19 protein-coding genes are annotated in these 22,213 nt (G+C 54.0%); 15 read left to right on the top strand and 4 right to left on the bottom strand.

Going from position 1 to position 22,213, the window contains the following annotated elements; genetic code table 11:
• Positions 1 to 148: 148 nt before the first annotated feature.
• Together DF283_RS01515 and cydB are read left to right on the top strand one after the other, a co-directional pair.
• Complete coding sequence (locus DF283_RS01515; protein WP_443082979.1) at positions 149 to 1,537, top strand: cytochrome ubiquinol oxidase subunit I; 1,389 nt, start codon at positions 149 to 151, stop codon at positions 1,535 to 1,537.
• A complete protein-coding gene (cydB, locus tag DF283_RS01510) occupies positions 1,527 to 2,558 on the top strand; it encodes a cytochrome d ubiquinol oxidase subunit II (protein WP_303672855.1) in 1,032 nt (343 codons plus the stop codon). The genes DF283_RS01515 and cydB overlap by 11 nt, the downstream gene beginning before the upstream one ends.
• A gap of 80 nt (positions 2,559 to 2,638) precedes the next feature.
• Here cydB and DF283_RS01505 read toward each other — a convergent pair whose 3' ends face one another.
• Positions 2,639 to 3,190 (bottom strand): hypothetical protein, encoded by a 552-nt coding sequence (locus DF283_RS01505; protein ID WP_303672853.1) that lies wholly within the window; start codon positions 3,188 to 3,190, stop codon positions 2,639 to 2,641.
• Between the two features lie 46 nt (positions 3,191 to 3,236).
• Here DF283_RS01505 and DF283_RS01500 point away from each other — a divergent pair, with 46 nt between their 5' ends.
• The 3 genes from DF283_RS01500 (at position 3,237) to DF283_RS01490 (ending at position 7,551) form a co-directional block, all read left to right on the top strand.
• Positions 3,237 to 3,614, top strand: a complete 378-nt coding sequence (locus tag DF283_RS01500; protein ID WP_303672851.1) for a hypothetical protein — start codon at positions 3,237 to 3,239, stop codon at positions 3,612 to 3,614.
• Positions 3,615 to 4,039: 425 nt separating this feature from the next.
• Entirely contained in the window at positions 4,040 to 5,080 is a 1,041-nt protein-coding gene (locus DF283_RS01495; protein ID WP_303672849.1) for a ribonucleotide-diphosphate reductase subunit beta, read from the top strand.
• Between the two features lie 59 nt (positions 5,081 to 5,139).
• Positions 5,140 to 7,551 carry a ribonucleoside-diphosphate reductase subunit alpha gene (locus tag DF283_RS01490; protein WP_303672847.1) on the top strand — a complete coding sequence of 804 codons (2,412 nt, stop codon included), beginning with the start codon at positions 5,140 to 5,142 and terminating at the stop codon, positions 7,549 to 7,551.
• A 95-nt stretch (positions 7,552 to 7,646) separates the two neighbouring features.
• Here the strand turns inward: DF283_RS01490 and DF283_RS01485 are convergent, their stop codons facing one another.
• On the bottom strand, positions 7,647 to 7,976 hold the full coding sequence (locus DF283_RS01485) for a hypothetical protein (protein WP_303672845.1): 330 nt from the start codon (positions 7,974 to 7,976) through the stop codon (positions 7,647 to 7,649).
• A gap of 168 nt (positions 7,977 to 8,144) precedes the next feature.
• On the opposite strand from DF283_RS01485, the gene DF283_RS01480 reads away from it, so the two are divergent.
• The 4 genes from DF283_RS01480 to DF283_RS01465 all read left to right on the top strand — a co-directional run bounded on the left by DF283_RS01480 (position 8,145) and on the right by DF283_RS01465 (position 12,946).
• Positions 8,145 to 9,626, top strand: coding sequence for a CHASE2 domain-containing protein (locus DF283_RS01480; protein WP_303672843.1), 1,482 nt, complete (start codon positions 8,145 to 8,147; stop codon positions 9,624 to 9,626).
• A 27-nt stretch (positions 9,627 to 9,653) separates the two neighbouring features.
• On the top strand, positions 9,654 to 10,217 hold the full coding sequence (locus DF283_RS01475) for an adenylate/guanylate cyclase domain-containing protein (protein WP_303672841.1): 564 nt from the start codon (positions 9,654 to 9,656) through the stop codon (positions 10,215 to 10,217).
• 209 nt (positions 10,218 to 10,426) lie between these two features.
• Positions 10,427 to 11,941, top strand: coding sequence for a hypothetical protein (locus DF283_RS01470; RefSeq protein ID WP_303672839.1), 1,515 nt, complete (start codon positions 10,427 to 10,429; stop codon positions 11,939 to 11,941).
• 363 nt (positions 11,942 to 12,304) lie between these two features.
• Positions 12,305 to 12,946, top strand: coding sequence for a uracil-DNA glycosylase (locus DF283_RS01465; RefSeq protein ID WP_303672837.1), 642 nt, complete (start codon positions 12,305 to 12,307; stop codon positions 12,944 to 12,946).
• A gap of 66 nt (positions 12,947 to 13,012) precedes the next feature.
• Here the strand turns inward: DF283_RS01465 and nhaA are convergent, their stop codons facing one another.
• Both nhaA and DF283_RS01455 read right to left on the bottom strand, forming a co-directional pair.
• Positions 13,013 to 14,401, bottom strand: coding sequence for a Na+/H+ antiporter NhaA (gene nhaA, locus DF283_RS01460; protein ID WP_303672835.1), 1,389 nt, complete (start codon positions 14,399 to 14,401; stop codon positions 13,013 to 13,015).
• A 123-nt stretch (positions 14,402 to 14,524) separates the two neighbouring features.
• Positions 14,525 to 15,556, bottom strand: a complete 1,032-nt coding sequence (locus DF283_RS01455; RefSeq protein ID WP_303672833.1) for an L-threonylcarbamoyladenylate synthase — start codon at positions 15,554 to 15,556, stop codon at positions 14,525 to 14,527.
• A 242-nt stretch (positions 15,557 to 15,798) separates the two neighbouring features.
• Here DF283_RS01455 and DF283_RS01450 point away from each other — a divergent pair, with 242 nt between their 5' ends.
• From DF283_RS01450 to DF283_RS01425, 6 genes are all read left to right on the top strand, one after another.
• Entirely contained in the window at positions 15,799 to 16,284 is a 486-nt protein-coding gene (locus DF283_RS01450) for a peroxiredoxin (RefSeq protein WP_303672832.1), read from the top strand.
• Positions 16,285 to 16,324: 40 nt separating this feature from the next.
• The gene (locus DF283_RS01445) at positions 16,325 to 17,029 is read left to right on the top strand and encodes an ABC transporter ATP-binding protein (protein ID WP_303672830.1); all 705 of its coding nucleotides are present in this window, start codon (positions 16,325 to 16,327) and stop codon (positions 17,027 to 17,029) included.
• Entirely contained in the window at positions 17,022 to 19,631 is a 2,610-nt protein-coding gene (locus DF283_RS01440; RefSeq protein WP_303672828.1) for an ABC transporter permease, read from the top strand. The genes DF283_RS01445 and DF283_RS01440 overlap by 8 nt, the downstream gene beginning before the upstream one ends.
• A 4-nt stretch (positions 19,632 to 19,635) precedes the next feature.
• A complete protein-coding gene (locus DF283_RS01435) occupies positions 19,636 to 20,772 on the top strand; it encodes a lipocalin-like domain-containing protein (protein ID WP_303672826.1) in 1,137 nt (378 codons plus the stop codon).
• A gap of 95 nt (positions 20,773 to 20,867) precedes the next feature.
• Positions 20,868 to 21,380 carry a hypothetical protein gene (locus tag DF283_RS01430; protein ID WP_303672825.1) on the top strand — a complete coding sequence of 171 codons (513 nt, stop codon included), beginning with the start codon at positions 20,868 to 20,870 and terminating at the stop codon, positions 21,378 to 21,380.
• 17 nt (positions 21,381 to 21,397) lie between these two features.
• Complete coding sequence (locus tag DF283_RS01425) at positions 21,398 to 22,117, top strand: pseudouridine synthase (RefSeq protein ID WP_303672823.1); 720 nt, start codon at positions 21,398 to 21,400, stop codon at positions 22,115 to 22,117.
• The last annotated feature ends 96 nt before the right edge of the window (positions 22,118 to 22,213 follow it).

Raw genomic sequence — 22,213 nt, 5'->3', positions numbered from 1 at the left:
TACCCCCCACTCGGGCAATTCGCCTGCCGATCAAAGTGTAAGAATTCGCAATGTTCAGCCGGGATCTTAGCGCTACACTCTAGCCATAGTAGTAATTCATCTGCTTATTTACCCCCTGCAAACACTCCTGGAGGGCTTCAGCATGGCTCTGGATCCTGTAATGTTATCCCGTGTTCAATTTGCCTTAACCATCAGCTTTCACTACATCTTCCCGGTCTTTAGCATTGGCCTGGGCCTGCTATTGGTCATTATGGAAGGCCTGTACCTCAAAACAGGCCGGGAAGTCTATCATCAGATGACCCACTTCTGGGTGTCCATTTTCGCCCTGATTTTCGGAATCGGGGTGGCCTCCGGCATCGTCATGGAATTTCAATTCGGCACCAACTGGGCCAACTATTCCCGGTTTGTGGGCGATGTCTTCGGGAGCGCGCTGGCCGCGGAAGGACTGTTCGCCTTCTTTCTGGAGTCAGGCTTTTTGGCCGTGCTGCTGTTTGGCTGGAACAAGGTCAGCAAGCAAATGCACTTTCTCTCCACTGTTTTAGTCTGTCTGGGCGCCCACTTTAGTGCCGTATGGATTGTAGTGGCCAACTCCTGGCAGCAAACCCCCGCCGGGTTTCATCTGGTCAGCCATAACGGGGCCATGCGGGCGGAAATTACCGACTTTTGGGCCATGGTATTCAACCCCTCCTCCGTAGAACGGCTCAGTCACGTTATTACTGGCGCTTGGCTGGCCGGAGCGTTTTTACTGCTCAGTATCAGCGCCTTTTATCTCATTAAGCAAAAGCATCTGGAAGTGGCCAAAGCCGGCATGAACATTGGCTTGAGCGTGGCTCTCATCGCCTCTTTCCTGCAGCTGGTAACCGGTCACGAATCGGCCCTGGTGGTGGCCAAGCACCAACCGGCCAAGCTGGCCGCTATGGAAGGGCATTATCACCCCTACAAAACCGCCGATTTGTACTTATTTGGCTGGGTGGATGAAAAAGCGGAAAAAACGCATGGTCTGGCCATTCCGGGCGGACTCAGCTTCCTGACCCACAACGACTTCCAGAAGCCGCTGGTTGGGCTGGGCAAGTTTCCCAAAACGGAACGCCCGCCCGTCAACATCACCTTCCAGATGTATCACCTGATGATCGCCATTGGCATGACCCTGATTGGTCTCAGCGTGCTGGGCGTGTTTCTCAAATTCAAAGGTACCTTGTACACCTGCAAACCGGTGTTGTGGCTCTTTGTATTTGCCGTTATGTTGCCCCAGATTGCCAATCAGGCGGGTTGGGCCGCCGCGGAAATTGGCCGCCAACCCTGGATTGTCTATGGACTGCTCAGAACCTCGCAGGGCATTTCCCCGGTGGTCAAGGCCGATGATATTCTGGCCTCTATCATCCTGTTTTCAAGCGTGTACACCCTGTTGTTCATTTTGTTCATCTATTTACTCAATCAAAAAATCAAAAAGGGACCGGTGTTTCTGGAACATGATTCCACCCACCTGGATCCTCGCTTAACCGCACAAAGCCGGGAGGGTGATATCAATGTTCTTTGAAGCGCTGGATCTGAATTTAATCTGGTTCTTACTGGTGGGCATGTTGCTGACGGGTTACGCCATGCTGGATGGCTTTGACCTGGGCGTGGGCATCCTGCACTTGCTGACCAAAACCGATGAACACCGCAGGCTCATGCTCAATTCCATCGGCCCGGTGTGGGACGGCAATGAAGTGTGGCTGGTCACCGGCGGGGGCGCCCTGTTTGCGGCCTTCCCCGATGTGTATGCCACGGTGTTTTCCGGCTTTTATTTGCCCTTTATGATTCTGCTGGTCATGCTGATCTTCCGGGCGGTGGCCATTGAGTTCCGCAGTAAAGAGCCCATGTCCTGGTGGCGGCAGGCCTGGGACGCCAGCTTTTCCATTAGCAGCGCCACCAGCGCCCTGCTGTTCGGGGTGGCTTTGGGCAATATCGCCCTGGGCATTCCACTGGACGCCCAAGGCGAGTTTTCGGGCACTTTTTTAAGCCTGCTGAACCCCTACGCCTTGCTGGTGGGCTTGACCACCATGGCCCTGTTTGCCATGCACGCCTCCATTTACGTGGTGATGAAAACAGACGGTGAGCTGCAAGCCCAGGCCCGGGGCTGGATTAAAAACACCATCGCCTTTTTTGTCATTTGCTACGTGACTACCACCATGGCCACCCTGCTGTATGTGCCGCAAATGACCGAGCATGTGCGCAATCAGCCCGGCTTTTTCGTATTGGCGCTGCTGAACATGCTGGCCATCGCCGCCATTCCCCGGGATATTTACTATGGCCGGGATTTGCGGGCCTTTGCCTTTTCCTGCCTCAATATTGCCTTATTAATGGCCTTGTTTGGGCTGGGGGTTTTCCCTTACATGGTGCCTTCCAACCCGCACCCGGAATGGGGCCTGACCATCTACAACGCGGCCTCCTCTCAAAAAACGCTGGGCATCATGCTGATCATCGCCATTTTGGCCATTCCCATGGTCACGGCCTACACCATCAGCATCTACTGGATCTTTCGGGGCAAGGTTAAACTGGACGCCAAAAGCTATTAACCGACTCCCCACTCACCCCGAACACACAAAACTATCCCCTGAAAGCAACCGCTTCCGGGGGATAATTTTATGTTCAGGCCTTACCAATAGCCTCTGACAGCTGATTTGGACTCGGTTTTCATGGGCTCCTGGGCTTGAGGCTGGGCAGGCGTAATCTGCGTATTCTCCTGAGCCTCTTCAACCTTGACGGCAGGCGGTTCCACGGCCACCGCCGCAGGCCGCTGGGTCACCGTGCCCTGCGTTACCAGCAGGCTGTCAGGATCCTGATAACTCAGGAAGCGAACCTCGTCGCTAACCGGGTTGTAGTACCGAAAGGATACGGTACGGTAACTATTGGCCGGGACCACCCAGGAATATTCCTTCCCAATCCGCTGCACCGTGTCAAAGCGCATGGGATAGGGGTTGGGATTATACAGCGTAATGGCCACCTGTCGTCCAAAGCGCAGGTGATCGGCGCTAAAAGTGCCCGGCCCCGGGGTCATGGTCATGGATTTGGTGATGGCTCCGGGATAAGACACCGTATCCTGCCGCACCTGCCCGGATAAACCTTCCGCCCCGGCATAAGCCGATACCACCGCCAGCAAACCCAAGGCAAGCGCCCCGGTTCTGGCCACATTCCGTAGAATTAGCATGGCGTAACCCTCTTCTATTCTATTCTGTTTTTGTAATCATTCAGCGATGAACCAGAGAGAACCGTACGACCTAAAAATAAACGCCCTAACAGTAAACGGCATCAGGCTCAAAAAAAATATTCCCCGCCTGTCTATATCCACACAGCTCAAGGCTTTCAAGGCCATCTATGGGTCACAAAAGCAGCGCTTGAGCATCCTGATAAGCCCTGGGTATCCGCTTACCCTTCGTGGATTTTGTGGAGCAAATGCATCACGTTCGATCAAGCGGAAATCCTCAAAAAAGACCGGTTTGTTACAAAAAGCAGACCTGACCACCCCCCTCAATGCCCAAGCAAACTGTGAAAATTGGCACACCATGGCCGCGCTTGGTGTCAAGTCCCCAAAAGCCCCGCTGGTACAGGATCTGGAAAGTTTTACATACTAAACACGTAGTTGCTTAAACTATTTGCATGGGATGGCTAAAAACTGTATAACAGAAGTGTAAGCAGCCTTTCCGAATCGGGCATTCCACCGGAAAAATCGATTCACACTGTCTATATTCACACACCCTTCACAGTGGGGAGTCAGAGTTTAAGATCAGTCTGCAACAGGCAGTGAAGAAAGGTTGAAATGATGATGATTAGAAGATTGCATCAAACCCCTGAATACCCTTTTTTTCAGTGAGACGCGCTGCCCGGTCAGGAAGTTGATCAATCCTCATAGCGTACAAAAATTAAACCCGTTCTGGCAACAACCCTTTGCTTATCACAAAAGGGCCTGGTTTTTGCTGGTTTACCCAAAGCGTTCCATTTTTTCCGTCCTCTATAGTTCTACATAGCTACGCGAAACAATCCATGAAAGGAAAGCCGCATGTCCAATGCTATGCCCTCATTAGCGTATCAAGTCAATCAACGCCGCATTATCAATGGTAAAGATGATGTGGTGCAACTCTACCCTATCAAACACCAGTTCGCCTGGGATGGTTACCTGGCCGGTAACGCCAACCACTGGCTGCCCAACGAGATCTCCATGCAGAAGGATATTGAACAGTGGCGCTCCAGTTCCATCCTGACCGATGATGAACGTCGGGTGGTCAAAATGGCCCTGGGTTTTTTCACCACCGCCGATAGCATTGTGGCCAACAACCTGGTGCTGGCAGTCTACAAGCACATCACTTCGCCAGAGTGCCGCATGTACCTGCTGCGTCAAGCCTACGAAGAAGCCATTCACACCCACGCCTACCAGTACATCGTGGAAAGCCTGGGGCTGGATGAGTCGGAAATCTTCACCATGTACCAGCGCATTCAGGCCATTTACGACAAGGATCAGTTCGCCTCCGAACTGGTGCCCAACTTGTTAAAACCGGATTTTGCCACGGGCACCTTTGATATGGATCAGTGCTTCCTGGAAAACCTGATTGACTTCTACGTGATTATGGAAGGCATTTTCTTCTACTCCTCCTTTGCCGCCATGCTGTCTTTCCGCCGCCGCAACCTGTTGCCGGGTACCGCCGAGCAGTTCCAGTACATTATGCGGGATGAGTCCATGCACATGAACTTCGGCATTGAGATGATCCACCAGATCATCATCGAGCAGCCGACCCTGTGGACGGAGACCTTCCAGCGAAAGATCAGCAACAAGATTGTGCGGGCCGCCGAACTGGAAGAGGCTTATGCCCATGAACTGATGCCCAACGGCATTTTGGGAATGAACGCTTCCAGCTTTCAGGACTACACCCGCTACATCGCGGATCGCCGCCTGAATGCCCTGAACCTGCCCACCCGCTTCCAGGCCAAAAACCCCTTCCCCTGGATGAGCGAAGCGGTGGATCTGACCAAGTCCAAAAACTTCTTTGAAACTCGGGTCACCGAGTATCAAACCGGTGGCGCCCTGGAGTGGGATGACTTCTAGTCATCCCGACGCGCAGAACCCGTCCACGTTTCGTTCAACCAATCAATAAGGAACCGTTTATGTCAGCAATCTTGGTCCGTCGTCGTGACGGCAGCCTGGAGCCCATTCAGGAAGATAAAATCAATCACGTCATTCAAGAAGCCTGCGAGGGCATTGACGGGGTGAGCTGGTCTGATGTGGCCCTGGGCTGTCAATTGTCCTGGTACAGTGGCATTAGTACCGAGGAAATTGATGAATCCGCCATTATGTCGGCCCGGGCTTTGATTGAAACCCACCCCAACTACGCTTATGTGGCAGCCCGACTGGTGTTAAAGGTGCTGTATCAGCAGGTTTTTGGGCCAGTGAACGCCCGCGAACAGTCCATTCAGAACCTGTATGAGACCCATTTTGCTGACTACCTGCAAGAAGGGGTGAAAGCTGGAATTCTGGATTTCCGCCTACTGGAATTTGACTTGCAGAAGCTGGCCAAGGCTCTTGATAGTACTGCCGATCGGCATTTCCAGTTCCAAGGTATTCAAGTACTGAAGGATCGCTACCTGATTCGCAACCGGGAACAGAAGCTGATTGAGCTGCCCCAGTGGATGTGGCTGCGGGTGGCCATGGGTCTGGCCATTCTGGAACCCGCCAACAAGGAAGAAAAGGCCATTGAGTTCTACAACCTGCTGAAAGACTTTTTCTATGTCTCCAGCACCCCCACCCTGTTCAGCTCCGGTACCGTGCATCCTCAGCTGTCTTCCTGCTTCCTGAACACCGTGGATGATAGCATTGAGGGTATTTTCAAGGTGTATACCGACAATGCCCGCTTGTCCAAATGGGCGGGTGGCATTGGCACCGACTGGACGCCCATTCGGGCCACCGGCGCCCTGATTCAGGGGACCAACGGCCAAAGTCAGGGTCTGATTCCCTGGTTGAAAATCGATAACGACGTGGCCATCGCCGTGAACCAAGGTGGCAAGCGTAAGGGCGCCCACTGTGCGTATCTGGAAACCTGGCACCTGGATATTGAAGACTTCCTGGATCTGCGCAAAAACGTGGGTGATGAGCGCCGCAGAACCCATGACATCAACACGGCCAACTGGATTCCCGATTTGTTCATGAAGCGGGTTCAGGCCGATGCGCACTGGACGCTGTTCAGCCCCGATCACGTGCCGGAACTGCATGACCTGTACGGCAAAGCCTTTGAGGAGGCTTACGCCAAGCGGGAAGCCGAATTTGACGCCGGTCAAATTTTAGGGAAGCGGGTAGAAGCCAAAACCCTGTGGCGCAAAATGCTGACCATGCTGTTTGAAACGGGCCATCCCTGGGTCACCTTCAAAGACCCCTGCAACGTGCGTTCTCCGCAAGATCATGCCGGTGTGGTCCACAGCTCCAACCTGTGTACGGAAATCACCCTGAACACCAACTTGCAGGAAACCGCTGTTTGCAACCTAGGTTCGGTCAATTTGGCCCGGCACGTGGAAAACGGGGCCATCAACTACGATCGTTTAAGCGAGAGCGTTCGTCTGGCCGTGCGTATGCTGGATAACGTCATTGACATCAACTACTACCCCACCCAGGAAGCCAAAGAGGCCAATATGAAGCACCGGGCCATTGGCCTGGGCATGATGGGCTACCAGGAGATGCTCTATCAACTGGATATTCCGTTTGCTTCGGAAAAGCACCTGGAAGTGGCTGATGAGCTGATGGAACGCTTTAGCTACGAGGCCATTAACGCTTCCGCGGAGTTGAGCGAAGAGCGGGGTCACTACGCCAGCTTTAAGGGCTCCAAATGGGATCGGGGTATTTTCCCGCTGGATACCATTGACATGCTGGAAGCAGAGCGTGGCCTGCCCATTGAGTGCGATCGCGTTCAGCGTCTGGATTGGAGCAGCCTGAAGGCCAAGGTGGCCAAGACCGGCTTGCGCAACTCCAACCTGATGGCCATTGCCCCCACCGCCACCATTTCCAACATCGTGGGCACCACCCCTTGCGTGGAACCTACCTTCAAAAACCTGTTTGTGACCTCCAACCTGTCCGGCGAGTTCACGGTCATTAACCAGTGGCTGGTGCAGGATTTGGAAAAACGCGGCTTATGGGGCCCCAACATGGTGGCCGCGCTGAAGGCCGCCGATGGTCAGCTCTCCAAGCTGAAAAACATTCCGGCGGATCTCAAGGAAAAATACCCGGAAGTGTTTGAGATCGATCAGACCTGGCTGATTCGGGCCTGCGCCGTGCGGGGCAAGTGGATCGATCAGTCCCAGTCACTGAACCTGTTTGTGGCCAAACCCAGCGGTAAGTTACTACACGAGCTGTACACCACCGCCTGGACCATGGGCTTAAAAACCACCTATTACTTACGGACCCTGGGGGCCAGCCAAGTGGAAAAATCCACCGTGGATCAATCCCAATTCGGGAAAACCCACTTGCGGCAAGCCGAAACCCAGCCGCAGGCCTGCAGCATCGATAACCCCGATTGCGAAGCCTGCCAATAAACCCAAGTTACTTTCATACGCTTATGAGGTTCCCCTCTTCCCATGGGCCATACGCCCTGCGGAAGAGGGGCTTTTTTTAAGCTGTCTCGACTCTTTTAAAGGCCGTCGGTTCCTGAGTCATTACAACCCGAATAGCCACAAGATCCGCCTGCCGTGCTGGCGGTGCCGGGCGGAGATGGGACACTTCTGCCAACAACAGGGGTAACGGTAGAACTACTTCCACCGCCAGCACTGGCCACAGCAGGAGCGTTAGGGGACTGCCCCCCCATTTGCGAAACCAGGCCTGCCAGCACCCCTTGCAAGGACGTACCCAGGGCATTTAAACCGCCGATGGCCACCACCGCCAACAGGGCCAATACCAGGCCATATTCGGCCAGACTTTGCCCGTTCACGGACTTTACCCTAAAACATTGCAATCGTTTCAAGATGGTCACCCTTTTATAAATACTACCCACTGATTACAAACTGTTTCAGAAACCCAAATATCAAAATGATTGTTTGCATCGGTTTCGGTCAGCACCGCCTGAACTTGAATAATTTGTTACAATTGTTAACTATATTTGTTTTTAAAGCATAGCGGATTGGGTTTTGGCGTGGTTTCTAGTCGGGTGACACTGTGGCAAAGGGTGGCGCAAACTGGCTACCGTTCATTACTGTGGCTACTGGGCTTGTGGGTTTGCGGCATAGCGTTGATGCCATTGGGTAAAATGGCTTTTGCCTGGGAGCTGGATCTGCTGAACATTGTGCAGCAGTGGCACCCTCCCCAGCCTCGCGCGCATCAAAGTCCCATCCGGTTAATCAGCATTGACGCTAAAACCGAAGCAAATCCCATTTACCGGCGTCTGTTCGGCACCAGCTTCTCCAGACGGGCCGCCGGGTACGCCATTCGGTTTCTGAATCGCACGCAACCCAAAGCGGTCATTCTGGATGTCAGCTTTAATGGGGGAGACCACCTCGACGATCGGGCCGGGGATCAGTTTTTGGTCAACAGCATTAAGGGCAGCCCTCCCGTCATTTCGCAGCTCATGTTTGAGAATCTGGGCCCTTCGGCCCAGCGCTGGAAGGCACAGCCAAAGGCAGTTCAGCAAGCCCTGCTGGCCAGTACCATCACGGTGCAAGGGCTCAAGGACTTCCCCGTGTATCAACACCAGAATCGCTATGACAGCCTGGTGGCTCCTTACACCGGCCTCCTCTACAGCGGAATGCGCTTTTACTCCGCCACCCTGGGAACCTTTACCACCGACTTGAGTGGTCACTTCATCGACACACAGACCAAAATCAGGCGATGGGCCGTTTTTTCTCAATACGGCGGTCACATCTTCCCGTCCTTGCCTTTAGCAACGGTGGCCTTGGAGCAGAAAGACTTTAAGCTCAGCCAGCAGGGGCAACTGCGCTGGAAAGATCAGCTCCTGGACCTGGGAGCCGACGGCTCGCCCCTGATCAAGTGGTATGGGCAGGGCGTGAACCCTCAACAACCCGTATACCCGGAATACTCTTTTGCCGATGTGGTTCTCTCGGAACTGAGTCTGGCCTGTCAGGAAAATCCCTCCGCAGAACTGTGCCAAGCACCTGGCCTGCCTCAGCACCCCTTGCTCCAGCCCGATCAGTTTCGAGACCAGTTCACCCTCATCGGCTTTGTCAATCCCAACTTCGACGTTCACCCCACCATCTATAGCAGCCGTTATCCAGGGTTTTACATCATGGCCAATGTGCTGGATAACGCCCTGCACAACGATTTCGTTCGGCCCGCACCCGGCTGGATCAATCTGCTTTGCCTCCTGGGGCTACCAACATTGCTGGGTTTATCCATTTCCCGATTCCCATCCACCCTCATCAACCTGATCGTTGGCCTCAGTCTGGCCGCTGGGCATTTTTTAATTTGCCTATACGCCTACCATGAATGGAATATATGGATATACGCCATCTATCCCATCCTGGCTCTGGCCCTGTGCTTTAGCGGGTTGTACGCATACCAGTACACCAAGGAACACAAACAGCGCCTGCAAATGCGCTATGCCTTTGGCAAATACGTCTCGCCCAGTGTGCTTAAAATAATTGAGCAACAAGCGGGCTAGATTACGCTGGGGGGGGAGCGCCGGGAGATGACCTTTCTATTCAGTGATATCCGGGGCTTTACGGCTTTTTCCGATCAAAATGAACCCGAAGTGGTGCAAACCTATCTATCTCAGTACTTTTCCACCATGAATGGCATTATCATGCACCAGTATCAGGGCTCCATCAACAAACTGATGGGGGACGCCATTATGGCCTACTGGGGCTTTCCTCTGAATCATGAGGATCATGCCTTTTTGGCCGTCAGCGCCGCCCTGACCATGCGAGAGGCCATGGAGGCCTGGCAAAGCCAGGAGGGCCAATTGCCCATACAAATGGGTATCGGCATCAACACAGGAGAGGCGATGATTGGCAACATCGGCTCCGAGGATTTTATGGACTTTACCGTGATTGGCGATGCGGTCAATGTGGCCTCTCGTCTGGAAGGCAAGAACAAAACCTACGGCACCACCATTATTATTTCGGCGGCCACCTTTCAAAAAGTGCAGGATCGGATTAAAGTGCGCAGCCTGGGATGGTGCGAATTAAAGGGCAAAAACGAGCCTGTGGAAATTTTTGAGCCGCTGGAGTTGCTTCCTTCCGCCCGGCTCTGACATTACCCCCACCAGTTAAGAAATATTACAACCGAGCCCGCTTTGAGGGGGGCTCAGTTTTTGTAAGAAAGAACTGTTTGACTCAGCTTTATTTTGCAATAGCATGCTGATGGTTCAAGTGTTCACGTTTCCCTGGTTAAAAAAACAGCCAAAAGTAATTTTGGATTTGTTTCTCAAGTGGTCAGTTATATAAGAAGGCTCATCGTCCCATGATTAATACAACGACACCGTTTCCCCAGCCGCGCTTTGCTGGCAAGAAAGCACAAAACAAACCCTCTGTGTTTAAAACCGCGCTGATCGGTTCTTTACTGGCTTCATCCGGCGCCGGGGCTTCGCTGACTGGCGCTAAGGCCAACCCGGATAAAAACGCCCTGACGAAGGCCTCGCCTTTGGGTGTCGATCACCACCGAGCGCTCGCTTTGACCCAAGGCCAACAAACCGACTGGGATGCGTTGATTTTGGATGAACCGGGAGATGCCTTTGAAGCGGGCTCTGAGGATGAGAAAGTGCCTACCGAGGATGCGAAAAGCAAAGCCAGCCAGCGAAAGCTATTGAACACAAACGCCAGTAGACCCTCGGGACGTCAGCCCTATGCAGCAGCAGTTGCCTCACCCAGTCTTTTAAAAGAGAAAGCCGCTCAGGCCGCCTGGAACGCCTCCAGCCTGACCCCGCGGAATTATGAATTATTCAGTAAAGTAACCTTCCCCTTTACCAAGCCCATGAAGCCCGCCCGCTTGATCCCTTATACTGAAACCAGCATTAAGGCCCAATTGGTACCCTTCCTCAACAAAATTACCAAGGGGGACAAACTAAAAAACGCCCAGGCCTTGGCCGTGTTTAATGACCCCATACTAAAGAAAAAAACCAACAATGATCCCAAAATCAGAGCCATGTTAGCCAGCCTGCAAGCAATGGGTTTTGGTGCTGTTGTTAACACCTACAAAAGTAATCGCTTCTCAACCTTAAAATTTCACCCTGTTCCATTTCAGGACGCTACCGGCTACAGTGTCCGTTTCAGTAATGAAACCCAACAACAGGTGTGGCTAAACCCCAGGTACCAAGGCGAAGACTGGAAACATCTCATCGACACAGTACTTCACGAAGCACTTCACGATGATGCCCAGGGTGGAAACGCTGAAGAGTTAATTAACACCGCAATGGGAACACTGCTGGAAATCAAAAAACGATTATTAGAACCCTCTCTAATCACTCAAAATACCGAACTCTCAAGAAGAATGAATACAGCAGCCTTGGCCAGAATGGCGAGTCGTGGCCCCAATGGTGAATTAGTTCTGCTCAATTCCGCTAAACCCACCGGATTGCCCTGGGGTAGTTTTGCCAGACTCGGACTGTTTGACATCAAGAAACCCCAGGATATAAAAGCTAGCCCGGGTAACCCTCTGTTGGCCTCCTTGATAAAAACTTTCACGGGTAAAACCGTCACCGGAATTCCCAACTTTGACTGGAAGACCATTCAGTTACTGGATCAAAACCAAAAATACCTGAGCTATGAGGAATTGGTGCAAGCGGCGAAGCTACTCCAATTGTCGGTGATGATCCCCAGAACGCCACGCTCTATGATGGAATTGACGGAGGGTTCCAACCAGGGCCCCACGTTTACCGAACTGGAGCCGGAAAAAATGACGACTGGAGTGGCAGCCACCCCAGAGGCCGACGCCAAAGACAACAAAGCTCCCAAGCTGTCCCGTCGCTTCCTGGCCTAAACAAATGCGGATGTTTCATCCGCAGGTGTCATTTCAAAAAGCCGATCTGTTTTTTAAACGCAGATCGGCTTTTTTGATGAGTATGGTTTGTTAACATAAGATTTGTTTACAAACGCAATCATTAGCCGTGCTTTTTCTTGACAGCTTCAAAGATAGATCATTATAGTTAATAATAACAATTGATTATTGTTCAGGTCGATCCAATTTTTTGTGTTGCCGAGTTTACAGCTCACGCTGTCCGGTATTCGGTTCGAAAAAGTCTTTACAGCCCCATGCCAAGCTGGCTGCCAGAACGGGCCTGGTGAGAGCTGGCTTTTTTCGGTATGATTCAGGGGTAAAGTCGGGCTCGGTGGGAAACACCCAATGCAAATCCCCCTGCTGCAAGGGCCAGCCGTGTGTTCAAGTCTGGAAGCACTGTCCAAAGCCGCCGCAGAATGTATGCGCTGCCCTCTGGGAGCCACTCGCATTCGCTCAGTGTTTTCGGATGGCAGCCCCCAAGCCCAGATTATGCTGATTGGCGAAGGTCCCGGCCAACAAGAGGATGAAAGCGGCATTCCCTTTGTGGGGCGGGCCGGACAGTTGCTGACTCAAATGCTGGCATCGGCGGGCATTGATCGCCAGCAGGACATTTATATTTGCAACACCGTGAAATGTCGTCCGCCCCAAAACCGCAAGCCGCAAGCATCAGAAATGGAAGCCTGCTTTCCTTACCTGTCCGGTCAAATCCAGAACGTACAACCCAAAATCATTGTGCTGGCCGGGGCTACTGCCGTCCAGGATATTTTAAAGACCAAGCAAGGCATTACCAAAATCCGGGGACAATGGTTTGAGGGCCCGAACGGGGCCAAGCTCATGCCCATTTTCCACCCGTCCTACCTGCTCAGGAACCCTTCCCAAACGGAAGGCAGCCCCAAGTGGCTCATGTGGCAGGATCTGCAAACGGTTCGTAAAGAAGCGGAAGCTCAGGGCATTCAACTGCACGGCACCCCCAGTCCTTTCATTTAAAGCGGGAACTTAGTGCCTATTTCAGCTCAAGCAACCGTGGAGTCGGTGCGCCACCCGAACATGCAGCTAGTGTTCCGCTTCTGTTGTGGCGGAGAGTAACTTCCACAAAACCAACGACCCCACCAGACCGGCGCAAGCAGAGGCCAATAACACACCGGTTTTGGCACCATTGACAAAATCGGGCGTGGAAAAAGCCAAATCCGCAATAAACAGGGACATGGTAAAGCCAATGCCCCCCAAAATACCCGCCCCGGCAATCAGGGGCCAGTTCACACCTTCTGGCAACTCCGCCAGTTTTAACCGAACCGCCAGCCAGGAAAGGGCAAAGATACCCAGCGGCTTACCCAAAAACAGGCCCGCCAGTACCCCCAGACCAACGGGATGCAGCAAAGCCTCTCCAAGCCCCCCTGAAGGCATTTGAACACCGGCGTTGGCCAAGGCGAACAAGGGTAAAATGCCGTAGCTGACCCACGGATGCAAACTATGCTCCAGTTGCTGCAGGGGCGATTGCACCGCCTCACACATCAGCTCCAGTTCCTGCACACTGGCTTGATGCTCCTGATTGGTCAACATCAGCACGGGTTGGGGATCCAGATCAGCCGCCTGAAAGCGTTTCAGGGAGACCATGCCTCGCTCGTAGAAATCCACCGGGTTTAAACGAGAACGAGCCGGAATGGCAAAAGCCAAAAGAACGCCAGCCAGCGTGGTATGTAAGCCCGATTGCAAAATAGCCCACCACAAAGCCAGCCCTAACAAGGTATAGGGTAGCGCGGAGCGGATTTGCAGGCGATTCAGAGCGTAAAGCACGCCCAGTATCAACAAAACCGAGCCCAACGCCTCCCACTGCAAACCTTGGGAATAAAACAGGGCGATCAGCACAATGGCGCCCAAGTCATCGATAATGGCCAGGGCGGTCAAAAAAACCTTCAGGCCCAGAGGCACGCGATCCCCCAACAAAGCCAAAATGCCCAAGGCAAAAGCGATATCGGTCACCGTGGGAATCCCCCAACCCGAGAGATAGGACGACCCCGCTGGAACCGGTTGCGACCCGACAATTGCCAAATAAAACAAAGCCGGGAGCAACATACCACCCAAGGCTGCCATGAAGGGCAACACGGCTTTTTTGGAAGAAGACAGTTCTCCCACCCACAATTCCCGCTTGATTTCCAGACCCACCACAAAGAAGAAGACCGCCATCAAGGCATCATTAATCCAGAAATGGAGCGAGTGAACCAAACGCCAGGAGCCCACTTGCAGCCCTACCGGCAAATGCCAGAGCCCTTCATAACTGTCTCGCCAGGGGGAATTGGCCCAAAACAGGGCAATAAGGGTAGCAACCAGCAACAAAATACCGCCGGAGGTTTGCAGCTGAAAAAACTGATGAAAGGGCTTGAATAAAATTTGCTTGAGTCGGCCAGCCATGGGAATCTCCGTCAACTCGACTTGCGTCGGCAAAATTTAAAATCGTTCCTCAGGCGGGGTGGGCGTCACTGCCCCTCAATGCCGTTGACTTGAAACGCTTTGCTTTATTGTACCGCTTTCCCCACACAGACCCAAACAGCAACCCTTCCAGCGACTTTAGCCCACAAAGGCCGCCCGGGTCAACCGATCGACCACCGCCGCCCACGGCGCATCCGCGGGCACCCGCTCCACCCAAATGCAGGAAAGCCCCAAAGCGTCCAGATCCCGCAAGGTGGCGTATAGCAAACGGGCGTAATCTTCCGGCTTGTTTGGCATTTCAACCCATTTTTCCACGGAGCCAGCGGGAAAGGCCAAAACCACCGCCTCTGACACGGCCAGAACCCCAATCCGGTCTTGAGGCTGTAAATCCGCCAATGGCACCGGTAATTCAGAAGGACTAAATAACCGCAAGGGAGTACGGGGGGCATAATGACTGGCCAAAGTACCCGGGGCTCGACTGACTGTAGACGTTGGCGCGTTTGCCAAAATCCCTGACTGGGGTTCAAAACCCCTTGACGCCGCCTGCAAAGCCTGCTGAATCTGATCTTCAGTAATGAGACCGGGCCGCAGAATCACTGGCCGTCCCTCCCGGAAGGCCACAATAGTGGACTCCACTCCCACCTGACAGGGGCCGCCATCCAGAATGACATCCACATCCTCGCCCAGATCCTGTTGAACGTGCTGGGCCGTGGTGGGACTCAATCGCCCAAACCGATTGGCGGAGGGCGCGGCCACCCCACCCCCGAACGTTTGAAGCAGGGCCAGCGCCACAGGATGATCCGGCACCCGAATGCCCACGGTATCCTGTCCCCCCGTCACCGCATCGGGCACCCGGGAAGAACGCTTTAATATCAGAGTCAATGGGCCCGGCCAAAAGGCCTCTGCCAATACCTGTGCGCCTTCTGGAATGTCCACCGCCCACTGAGCCAGTTGCTGAGCGCTGGCCACATGCACAATGACCGGATGATGGGTGGGTCGGCCTTTCACGGCGTACAGCTTAGCCAAGGCCTCGGGATTCTCGGCATCCGCCCCCAGCCCATACACCGTTTCCGTGGGAAAAGCCACCAGACCACCCGCTTTCAGGCATTGGGCGGCAGATTTCAGTTCCGGCTGAGAACTATCTATAAGTTGAGTCGGTGCGGGGGACATCTCAGATCAATCCAACAGGGTCTGTTCGTAAATCCATTTAGAGACTACCATTGTAGCTAAAGCAGGCCATTCATAAAACGACAACCAGACAGACGCCCAAACAAAGTCTTTAAGGGCCTGAAGGACTGCCTGAGGGCGGGCTACCCTAACAAAACCCAAACCGGTCCATCGCTTGCCTGAGAGACCGACTTGACGCATGATAAACTAAGCAAGCTACCGAACGGTACATCACTGGAGGGACTATGCTCAATCTTTTGGACCCCCAACCGACCTTGCAAGTTGGCCAAACCGCGCCCGACTTTGAGTTACCGGACGCTGAAGGCCAAGCGGTTCGTCTGTATGATTTGCTCGCCAAGGGCTGGGTGGTATTGTTTTTCTATCCCAAGGACAATACACCGGGCTGTACGGCCCAAGCCTGCTCCTTTCGCAACAGCTATCAGGAATTTCGCGCTTTAGGGGCGCAAATCTTTGGCATTAGCGCCGATTCCAAAGAGTCGCATCAAGGCTTTAGCCAGCAACAAAACCTCCCCTACCCCTTACTCAGCGATAGCGATGGTGCCGTAGCCAAAGCCTTCGGGGTGAAAAAAACACTGGGCCTGCTCCCGGGACGGGCCACATTTGTCATCGCTCCAGATCGCACCGTGCGACTGGCTTATGCCTCCCAATTAAACCCAGAATCCCATCAGCAAAAAGCACTGGAAGTTTTACAGAATCAAAAACAGGCCTAGTCGCTCCGTTCGCGTTCATCCCAAGAGGTTCCTTCCGTTCATGTCTGCCACCGCCTCGTCCGCCAGCCCTCAACCCATTATTCAAGTTGAACAACTCAAAAAAGAATACGGCGAACATCAGGTCAACGCCCTGAAAGGGGTCAGTCTGTCCATTCGGCCCGGTGAGTTTGTGGCCCTGATGGGCCCCAGCGGCTGCGGCAAAAGCACCTTACTCAATATTTTAGGCACTTTGGATGAACCCACCAGTGGGCAGGTGCTGTTTCACGGAAAAGCCCTGTTTGGTAAAAGCGAAAAAGCACTGACCGAGTTTCGGCGTAAGGAGCTAGGCTTTATTTTCCAGTTTTTTAACCTGCTTTCCACCCTCACCGTGCGAGAGAACGTCTCTTTACCGCTGGATTTAGAAGATCGCTTGCCCGAAAGCGAGCGGGCCACCAAAGTGAACGCCATTCTGGAGCGGATGGGCATGAGCCATCGGGCCGACTTTTTCCCGGCCACCCTATCTGGTGGAGAAATGCAGCGAGTGGCCATCGCCCGGGCCCTGGTGCATCAGCCCACCGTCATTTTGGCCGATGAACCCACCGGCAATCTGGATACGGAAAACGGCACCGCCATCCTAAAACTACTGCGAGAAATTTCCGATCAGGAAAACGGCCCCATCATCCTGATGGCAACCCACAGCGAGGAGGCCGCCGCTTGCGCCCATCGGGTCATTCGCATGCGGGACGGTCAGATTCGCCATGAATAAATTTCTGCGCTGGATTCCGGGGCTGATTGGTCGCTCCCTGGCCCAAAACAAGCTGAGAACCCTACTGACCATTCTGGGGATCGCCCTGGGGGTGGCCATTCTGCTGGCCATCAATCTGGCCAACGAAATGGCCCTGAGCAACTTTAAAACCAGCATCAACCGGGTCAGCGGCTCCAATAACCTGACCATTTACCCCACCCAAAGCGATGTACTGGATGAAACCCTGCTGAATCAGTTGGGCTGGATCTGGCTGGTTCCGGGAAAAGCGTTCAGCCACTTCAGCCCCGGCATTGAGCAAACCGCCTTGTGGGCCGATACCCAAACCGTCAGCGACCCGGCCAACCCGCCCCCGGTGATTCGGGCGTTGGGGGTGGACATGCTCTCCAACCTGCAAGCGGACGATGCGGACAGTATGAAGTTGAGCGCCTCCTCCGGCAATAGTTTTGACATTTTAAAGCCCTATCACGCATACGTGGGGGAAGTACTGGCCCGACAGCGCCAACTCAAGCCGGGCAGTCACTTTGATTTATATCTCAACGATGGTATCACCCGCTTTACGGTGGCCGGTATCCTCTCCCGAGGGGAGCTGGGCGACGCCTACGGCGGACAGATCATGGTTATGGATCTTTCCACAGCCCAGCAGGCCTTTGGACTACGGGGCCTGATTCATAAAATTGACATCCGGGTGCCGGAAGAGAGCGTGGCCGCTGTTCAGGACAAGCTGAAAGCGCAACTACCCCAGGGAGTCACTGTACAACGGCCCGCCCAAAAAGGGGAGCAGGTGGAAAAAATGGTGCGCTCCTACCAGTACAACCTGACCACCCTCAGCTTTATCGCCCTGCTGGTGGGGGTATTCCTCATCTACAACACCATGTCCATCACCATCATCCGGCGACGCTCTGAAATTGGCACCCTGCGGGCCATTGGCTTTTCCAGGCGGCACATTTTCGGGTTGTTTGTGACCGAAGCCTTACTGATTGGCCTGCTCGGAACTCTATTGGGCCTTGGATTCGGGGTGTTTTTATCCCAGTTTGCCATCAAGGCCATTGCCACCACCGTGGCCGCCCTGTATACCGGGCAGGTGCTGGATCAGTTTTCGATCAATCCCTGGTTAATTGTGCAGGCCTTCGGATTTGGCATCATTATGACCCTGCTGGGAGCCTTAGCCCCGGTGCTGGAGGCCACCACGGTCGCCCCGGCGGAAGCCAGCCGACGGGCCACCTATGAGTCCAAAATCTTTGAGTCTTCCGGCAAATTGAGCATTGTAGGCACCCTGTTTTTGATGGGAGCGGTGATCAGCGCCTTGCAACCGCCGATCAATGGGCTACCGGTGTTTGGCTTTATGGCCGCTCTGGGCACCATTTTGGGCACGGCCCTGTGGTTACCGCTCTTGCTGAAAGGCTCACTGAGCGCTTTATTACCCGTGCTGAAACGCGCCTTGGGCATTGAAGCCCGACTGGGCGGCCTGATCCTGCGGGGAGCGCTGGGCCGTACCGCCGTTTCCGTGGCCAGCCTGATGATAGGCATTGCCATGATGGTCAGTCTGGCGGTGATGATCAGCAGCTTCCGGCAAACGGTCATCACCTGGGTGGAACAGACCCTGAAAGCCGATTTGTGGATCGAGCCCGTTTCCAAATTCGACAGCAAGCAAAGCGGTCGCATCCAACCGTCTGCGGTGGCGGTTATTCAGGCCATTCCGGGGGTGGCCGCCGTGGATGATTTTTATGAGTTTCCCATTCAATACCACGGCAATCCCACCAACCTGGGGGTGGGCCAATTTCAGGTTTTGGCCCGACACGGGAATTTACAATTTTTAGACAACGAAGCGCCTCAGGCTGTCTTGAAGCGGGTCATGGCCGAGCCCTCCGTGATTGTCACCGAGGCCTTTTCCACCCGCAACAAAGTAGGCAAAAACAGCCTGATTGAACTGGCCACCCCCACCGGCCTTCGGAAATTCCGGGTGCAAGGGGTTTATTACGATTATTCCAGCGATTTGGGCTACATTGTGATGCCTCGGCAGTGGTACGCCCGCTTTTACCAAGACAATCGCATCAGCAATCTGGCCGTCTACCTGAATCCGGATACCGACCCGGAAGCGGTTCGTCAGGCCATTCACGCCAAGCTGCAAGGCAAAAGCCGTCTGGAGATTCGCAGTAATCAGGAACTCCGGGAAAACGTCTTGCGCATTTTCGATCGCACCTTTGCCATTACGTACGCCTTGCATGTGATTGCCATTGCCGTGGCCTTGCTGGCGGTGATGAACGCCCTGTTCGCCCTGGTACTGGAAGCCCGCCGGGAATTTGGCCTGCTGAAATATCTGGGGGCCACCAACGCCCAGATCGGTAAAATTGTAATGGTCAAAGCGGGCCTGCTGGGCTTCTTTGGCAACACCAGCGGGCTGGCCGTTGGATTGGCCCTGTCGTTTTTGCTGATAGAAGTAATCAACAAGCAGTCCTTCGGGTGGACCATTCGCTTTGAACTGCCCTGGTTCTTCCTGCTGCAATCCTTTGGTCTGGTCATGATCACCGCCATTGTGTCCGGCATCATCCCGGCCCGGATTGCCGCCCAAACCCCTGCCCCCCAAGTGATTAAAACGGAGTAATCCCATGATCTCCCTGCCATTATTTTTAAAAAAAATCCCCCGCTGGGGGCTGCCACTGTTGGGCTTATTGCTTTTGATACCGCTGGCTTTGGCCTTTCAGTACAAAGCGGCCTTGCCGGGTTATCAATATCAATTCCCCCGCGATCACGCCTCTCATGAGGCGTATAAAACCGAATGGTGGTATTACACCGGCCACCTGCAAACCCAATCCGGCAAGCGCTACGGCTATGAATTGACATTCTTCCGCATTGGCAACGATCCCCAAATTCGCTCCGAGAGCAGCTCTCCCTGGAACACCAACAACCTGTACGCCACCCACTTCGCCCTGAGCGATGAAAACCAAAAGACATTTCACTATTACGAAAAACTGAACCGGGCCGGGCTCAATCAGGCCGGAGCCCGCAGCGACAGTTACTATGTGTGGAACGAGTTGTGGTGGGCCGAACTGCTGGGCCAGCACATGGTGCTGCGGGCCAGCTCCCCGGATGGCAAGCAAGAGGCGCATTTGCTACTGACCAGCCTGAAACCCCCGATCATTCACGGACAGGGCGGGGTTAGCCAAAAGGCCGCTTGCGTGGGTTGCGCATCGCATTACTATTCCCTGACCCGACTGAAAACCGAGGGTTTGCTGTTCATCGATGGCAAGGCCGAGCCAGTCACGGGCCTCTCCTGGATGGATCATGAGTTTGGCAGCAACCAGCTCAGTCGAGAACAAACCGGATGGGATTGGTTTAGCATCCAGCTGAATGACAACACCGAACTGATGCTTTACCTGCTGCGCCGAGAAGACGGCTCCATTGAACCCAATTCCAGCGGCACCGTGGTGGACGCCCAAGGACATAGCCGCCATTTAACCCTGAACGAGTTTAAAGTCATTGAAACGGGTCAATACTGGACCAGCCCGGCCAGCAAAGGAACCTATCCGGTGGGCTGGCGGATTGAAGTGCCTTCGGAAAAGCTGGCGCTGAAAGTGACCCCCAGCTTTGACCATCAGGAACTCTACACCGCCGGTTCCACCAAAGTAGCTTACTGGGAAGGCAGTTCCAGCGTCAGCGGCAGCCGGGCCGGAAAACCCCTGCAAGGGCAGGCTTATGTGGAAATGACCGGATACGCCAAAGAAAGCGTGAAAGGCAAACTGTAAACAACACCCCTTCACATTGCAGGTTCACACATTGATTTCGGCTACAATAAAAGCCGGAACAATGCCGCAACCCGTGCTGCAATGGTGATGAAACGATGTCTGCAAATTCACTGAAAACCAAACCGCAAAACGCGCAGCTGTCTCTAACAGAGGCCCAACGCATGGCCAGCCTGCATCGCCAGAATTCGCCCACCACCTCCCGAGAGGCTCTTGGGCGAGTGCTGGAAAGCGCCCGCTTCGCCCTGGAATCGTTTGACGCGGATCAACTAATGACCACCCAGATTTCCCTGGAAGACACCCTGATTCGGGTGCTAGTGGCCATGAACAGCCTGAACATTCACCCGGAATTGGCCATGCAACGGGCCTTGAGTCGCCTGCAGGAAGGGCATGCCCAGGGGACTTTTCACATTTACGTGGATCGGGTGGAAATACAGGCTCAGGGGGAAATTCGGGGCGAGTGGCCTCTGTATTCCCAGTCTGATTATGAAGCCGCTTTGCGTCTGGCCCACGAATTGGGCTGCGCCGTGGTACATGAAGATTCCTGCCAGCTGGGCCTATTTCAGCACGTTCGCCTGCATCAGGGCAAAGCAACGGCCCACTCGGCCTAAAGGAAGCAAACACCCCCATGATTCGACTGAATAAAGCCATTGCCGACAGTGGCTACTGTGCCCGTCGCAAGGCCGATGAACTGATTGCCCAGGGCAAAGTAAAACTCAACGGGGAAGTGGTGACGGAACTGGGCACCAAGGTAAACCTGGAAACCGATCAGATCACGGTGAATGGCCAGCCCCTGCAATCGCCTCCCAAAGTGTATTTACTGCTGCACAAGCCGGTGGGCTACGTCACCAGCCGGAAAGCAGGCAAAACCCAAAAAAGTTTTTATGAGCTGATTCCGCCAGAGTGGCGCAGTGTAGACCCGGCAGGACGACTGGATCAGGATAGCAGCGGGGCGCTGATTGTCTCCAACGATGGGGATTTTATCTACAAGGTCACCCACCCCCGGTTCCACTTGCCCAAGGTGTACGAAATCACCCTGGATCGTCCACTTCAAGAGGGCGATATCCAACAGCTTAAAGAGGGCGTGCGGCTGATGCCGGAAAACAAGCTGGCCAAAATGACCCGGGTGGAGCCCCTGAACGGCCATCGACCCACGTATCAGGTGGAACTGATCACCGGGTTTAATCGACAAATCCGGCGCACCCTGATTGAACTGCGTTACCGGGTTCTCAGCCTGCATCGGGTGTCCTTTGGGCCGGTTCAAATTGAAGGCTTGGGCGCTGGGGACCTTCGTCCGCTGACGGACACAGAGCTTTCCGGTTTATTGGCGCCTCCGTCGCCAGAGTAACGGCAAAAATCCGGCCAATATAAACACCGGGAAGTGAAACAGCCAGCTCAAGAGCAGGGTTAAAACCAAGCTCCCCAGCAGGGTTAAGCCCAGCGT

Origin of the sequence: Vampirovibrio chlorellavorus, from assembly GCF_003149375.1 — a bacterium.
Taxonomy (GTDB): domain Bacteria; phylum Cyanobacteriota; class Vampirovibrionia; order Vampirovibrionales; family Vampirovibrionaceae; genus Vampirovibrio; species Vampirovibrio chlorellavorus_B.
This window is presented reverse-complemented; position numbering and strand designations above follow the sequence as displayed.

Coding starts and splice junctions, on each gene's coding strand:
- DF283_RS01500 (WP_303672851.1), top strand. CDS start 3,237: ATGAACCAGAGAGAACCGTACGACCTAAAAATAAACGCCCTAACAGTA.
- DF283_RS01505 (WP_303672853.1), bottom strand. CDS start 3,190: ATGCTAATTCTACGGAATGTGGCCAGAACCGGGGCGCTTGCCTTGGGT.
- cydB (WP_303672855.1), top strand. CDS start 1,527: ATGTTCTTTGAAGCGCTGGATCTGAATTTAATCTGGTTCTTACTGGTG.
- DF283_RS01450 (WP_303672832.1), top strand. CDS start 15,799: ATGCTCAATCTTTTGGACCCCCAACCGACCTTGCAAGTTGGCCAAACC.
- DF283_RS01425 (WP_303672823.1), top strand. CDS start 21,398: ATGATTCGACTGAATAAAGCCATTGCCGACAGTGGCTACTGTGCCCGT.
- DF283_RS01470 (WP_303672839.1), top strand. CDS start 10,427: ATGATTAATACAACGACACCGTTTCCCCAGCCGCGCTTTGCTGGCAAG.
- DF283_RS01495 (WP_303672849.1), top strand. CDS start 4,040: ATGTCCAATGCTATGCCCTCATTAGCGTATCAAGTCAATCAACGCCGC.
- DF283_RS01465 (WP_303672837.1), top strand. CDS start 12,305: ATGCAAATCCCCCTGCTGCAAGGGCCAGCCGTGTGTTCAAGTCTGGAA.
- DF283_RS01440 (WP_303672828.1), top strand. CDS start 17,022: ATGAATAAATTTCTGCGCTGGATTCCGGGGCTGATTGGTCGCTCCCTG.
- DF283_RS01455 (WP_303672833.1), bottom strand. CDS start 15,556: ATGTCCCCCGCACCGACTCAACTTATAGATAGTTCTCAGCCGGAACTG.
- DF283_RS01435 (WP_303672826.1), top strand. CDS start 19,636: ATGATCTCCCTGCCATTATTTTTAAAAAAAATCCCCCGCTGGGGGCTG.
- DF283_RS01430 (WP_303672825.1), top strand. CDS start 20,868: ATGTCTGCAAATTCACTGAAAACCAAACCGCAAAACGCGCAGCTGTCT.
- DF283_RS01490 (WP_303672847.1), top strand. CDS start 5,140: ATGTCAGCAATCTTGGTCCGTCGTCGTGACGGCAGCCTGGAGCCCATT.
- DF283_RS01475 (WP_303672841.1), top strand. CDS start 9,654: ATGACCTTTCTATTCAGTGATATCCGGGGCTTTACGGCTTTTTCCGAT.
- DF283_RS01445 (WP_303672830.1), top strand. CDS start 16,325: ATGTCTGCCACCGCCTCGTCCGCCAGCCCTCAACCCATTATTCAAGTT.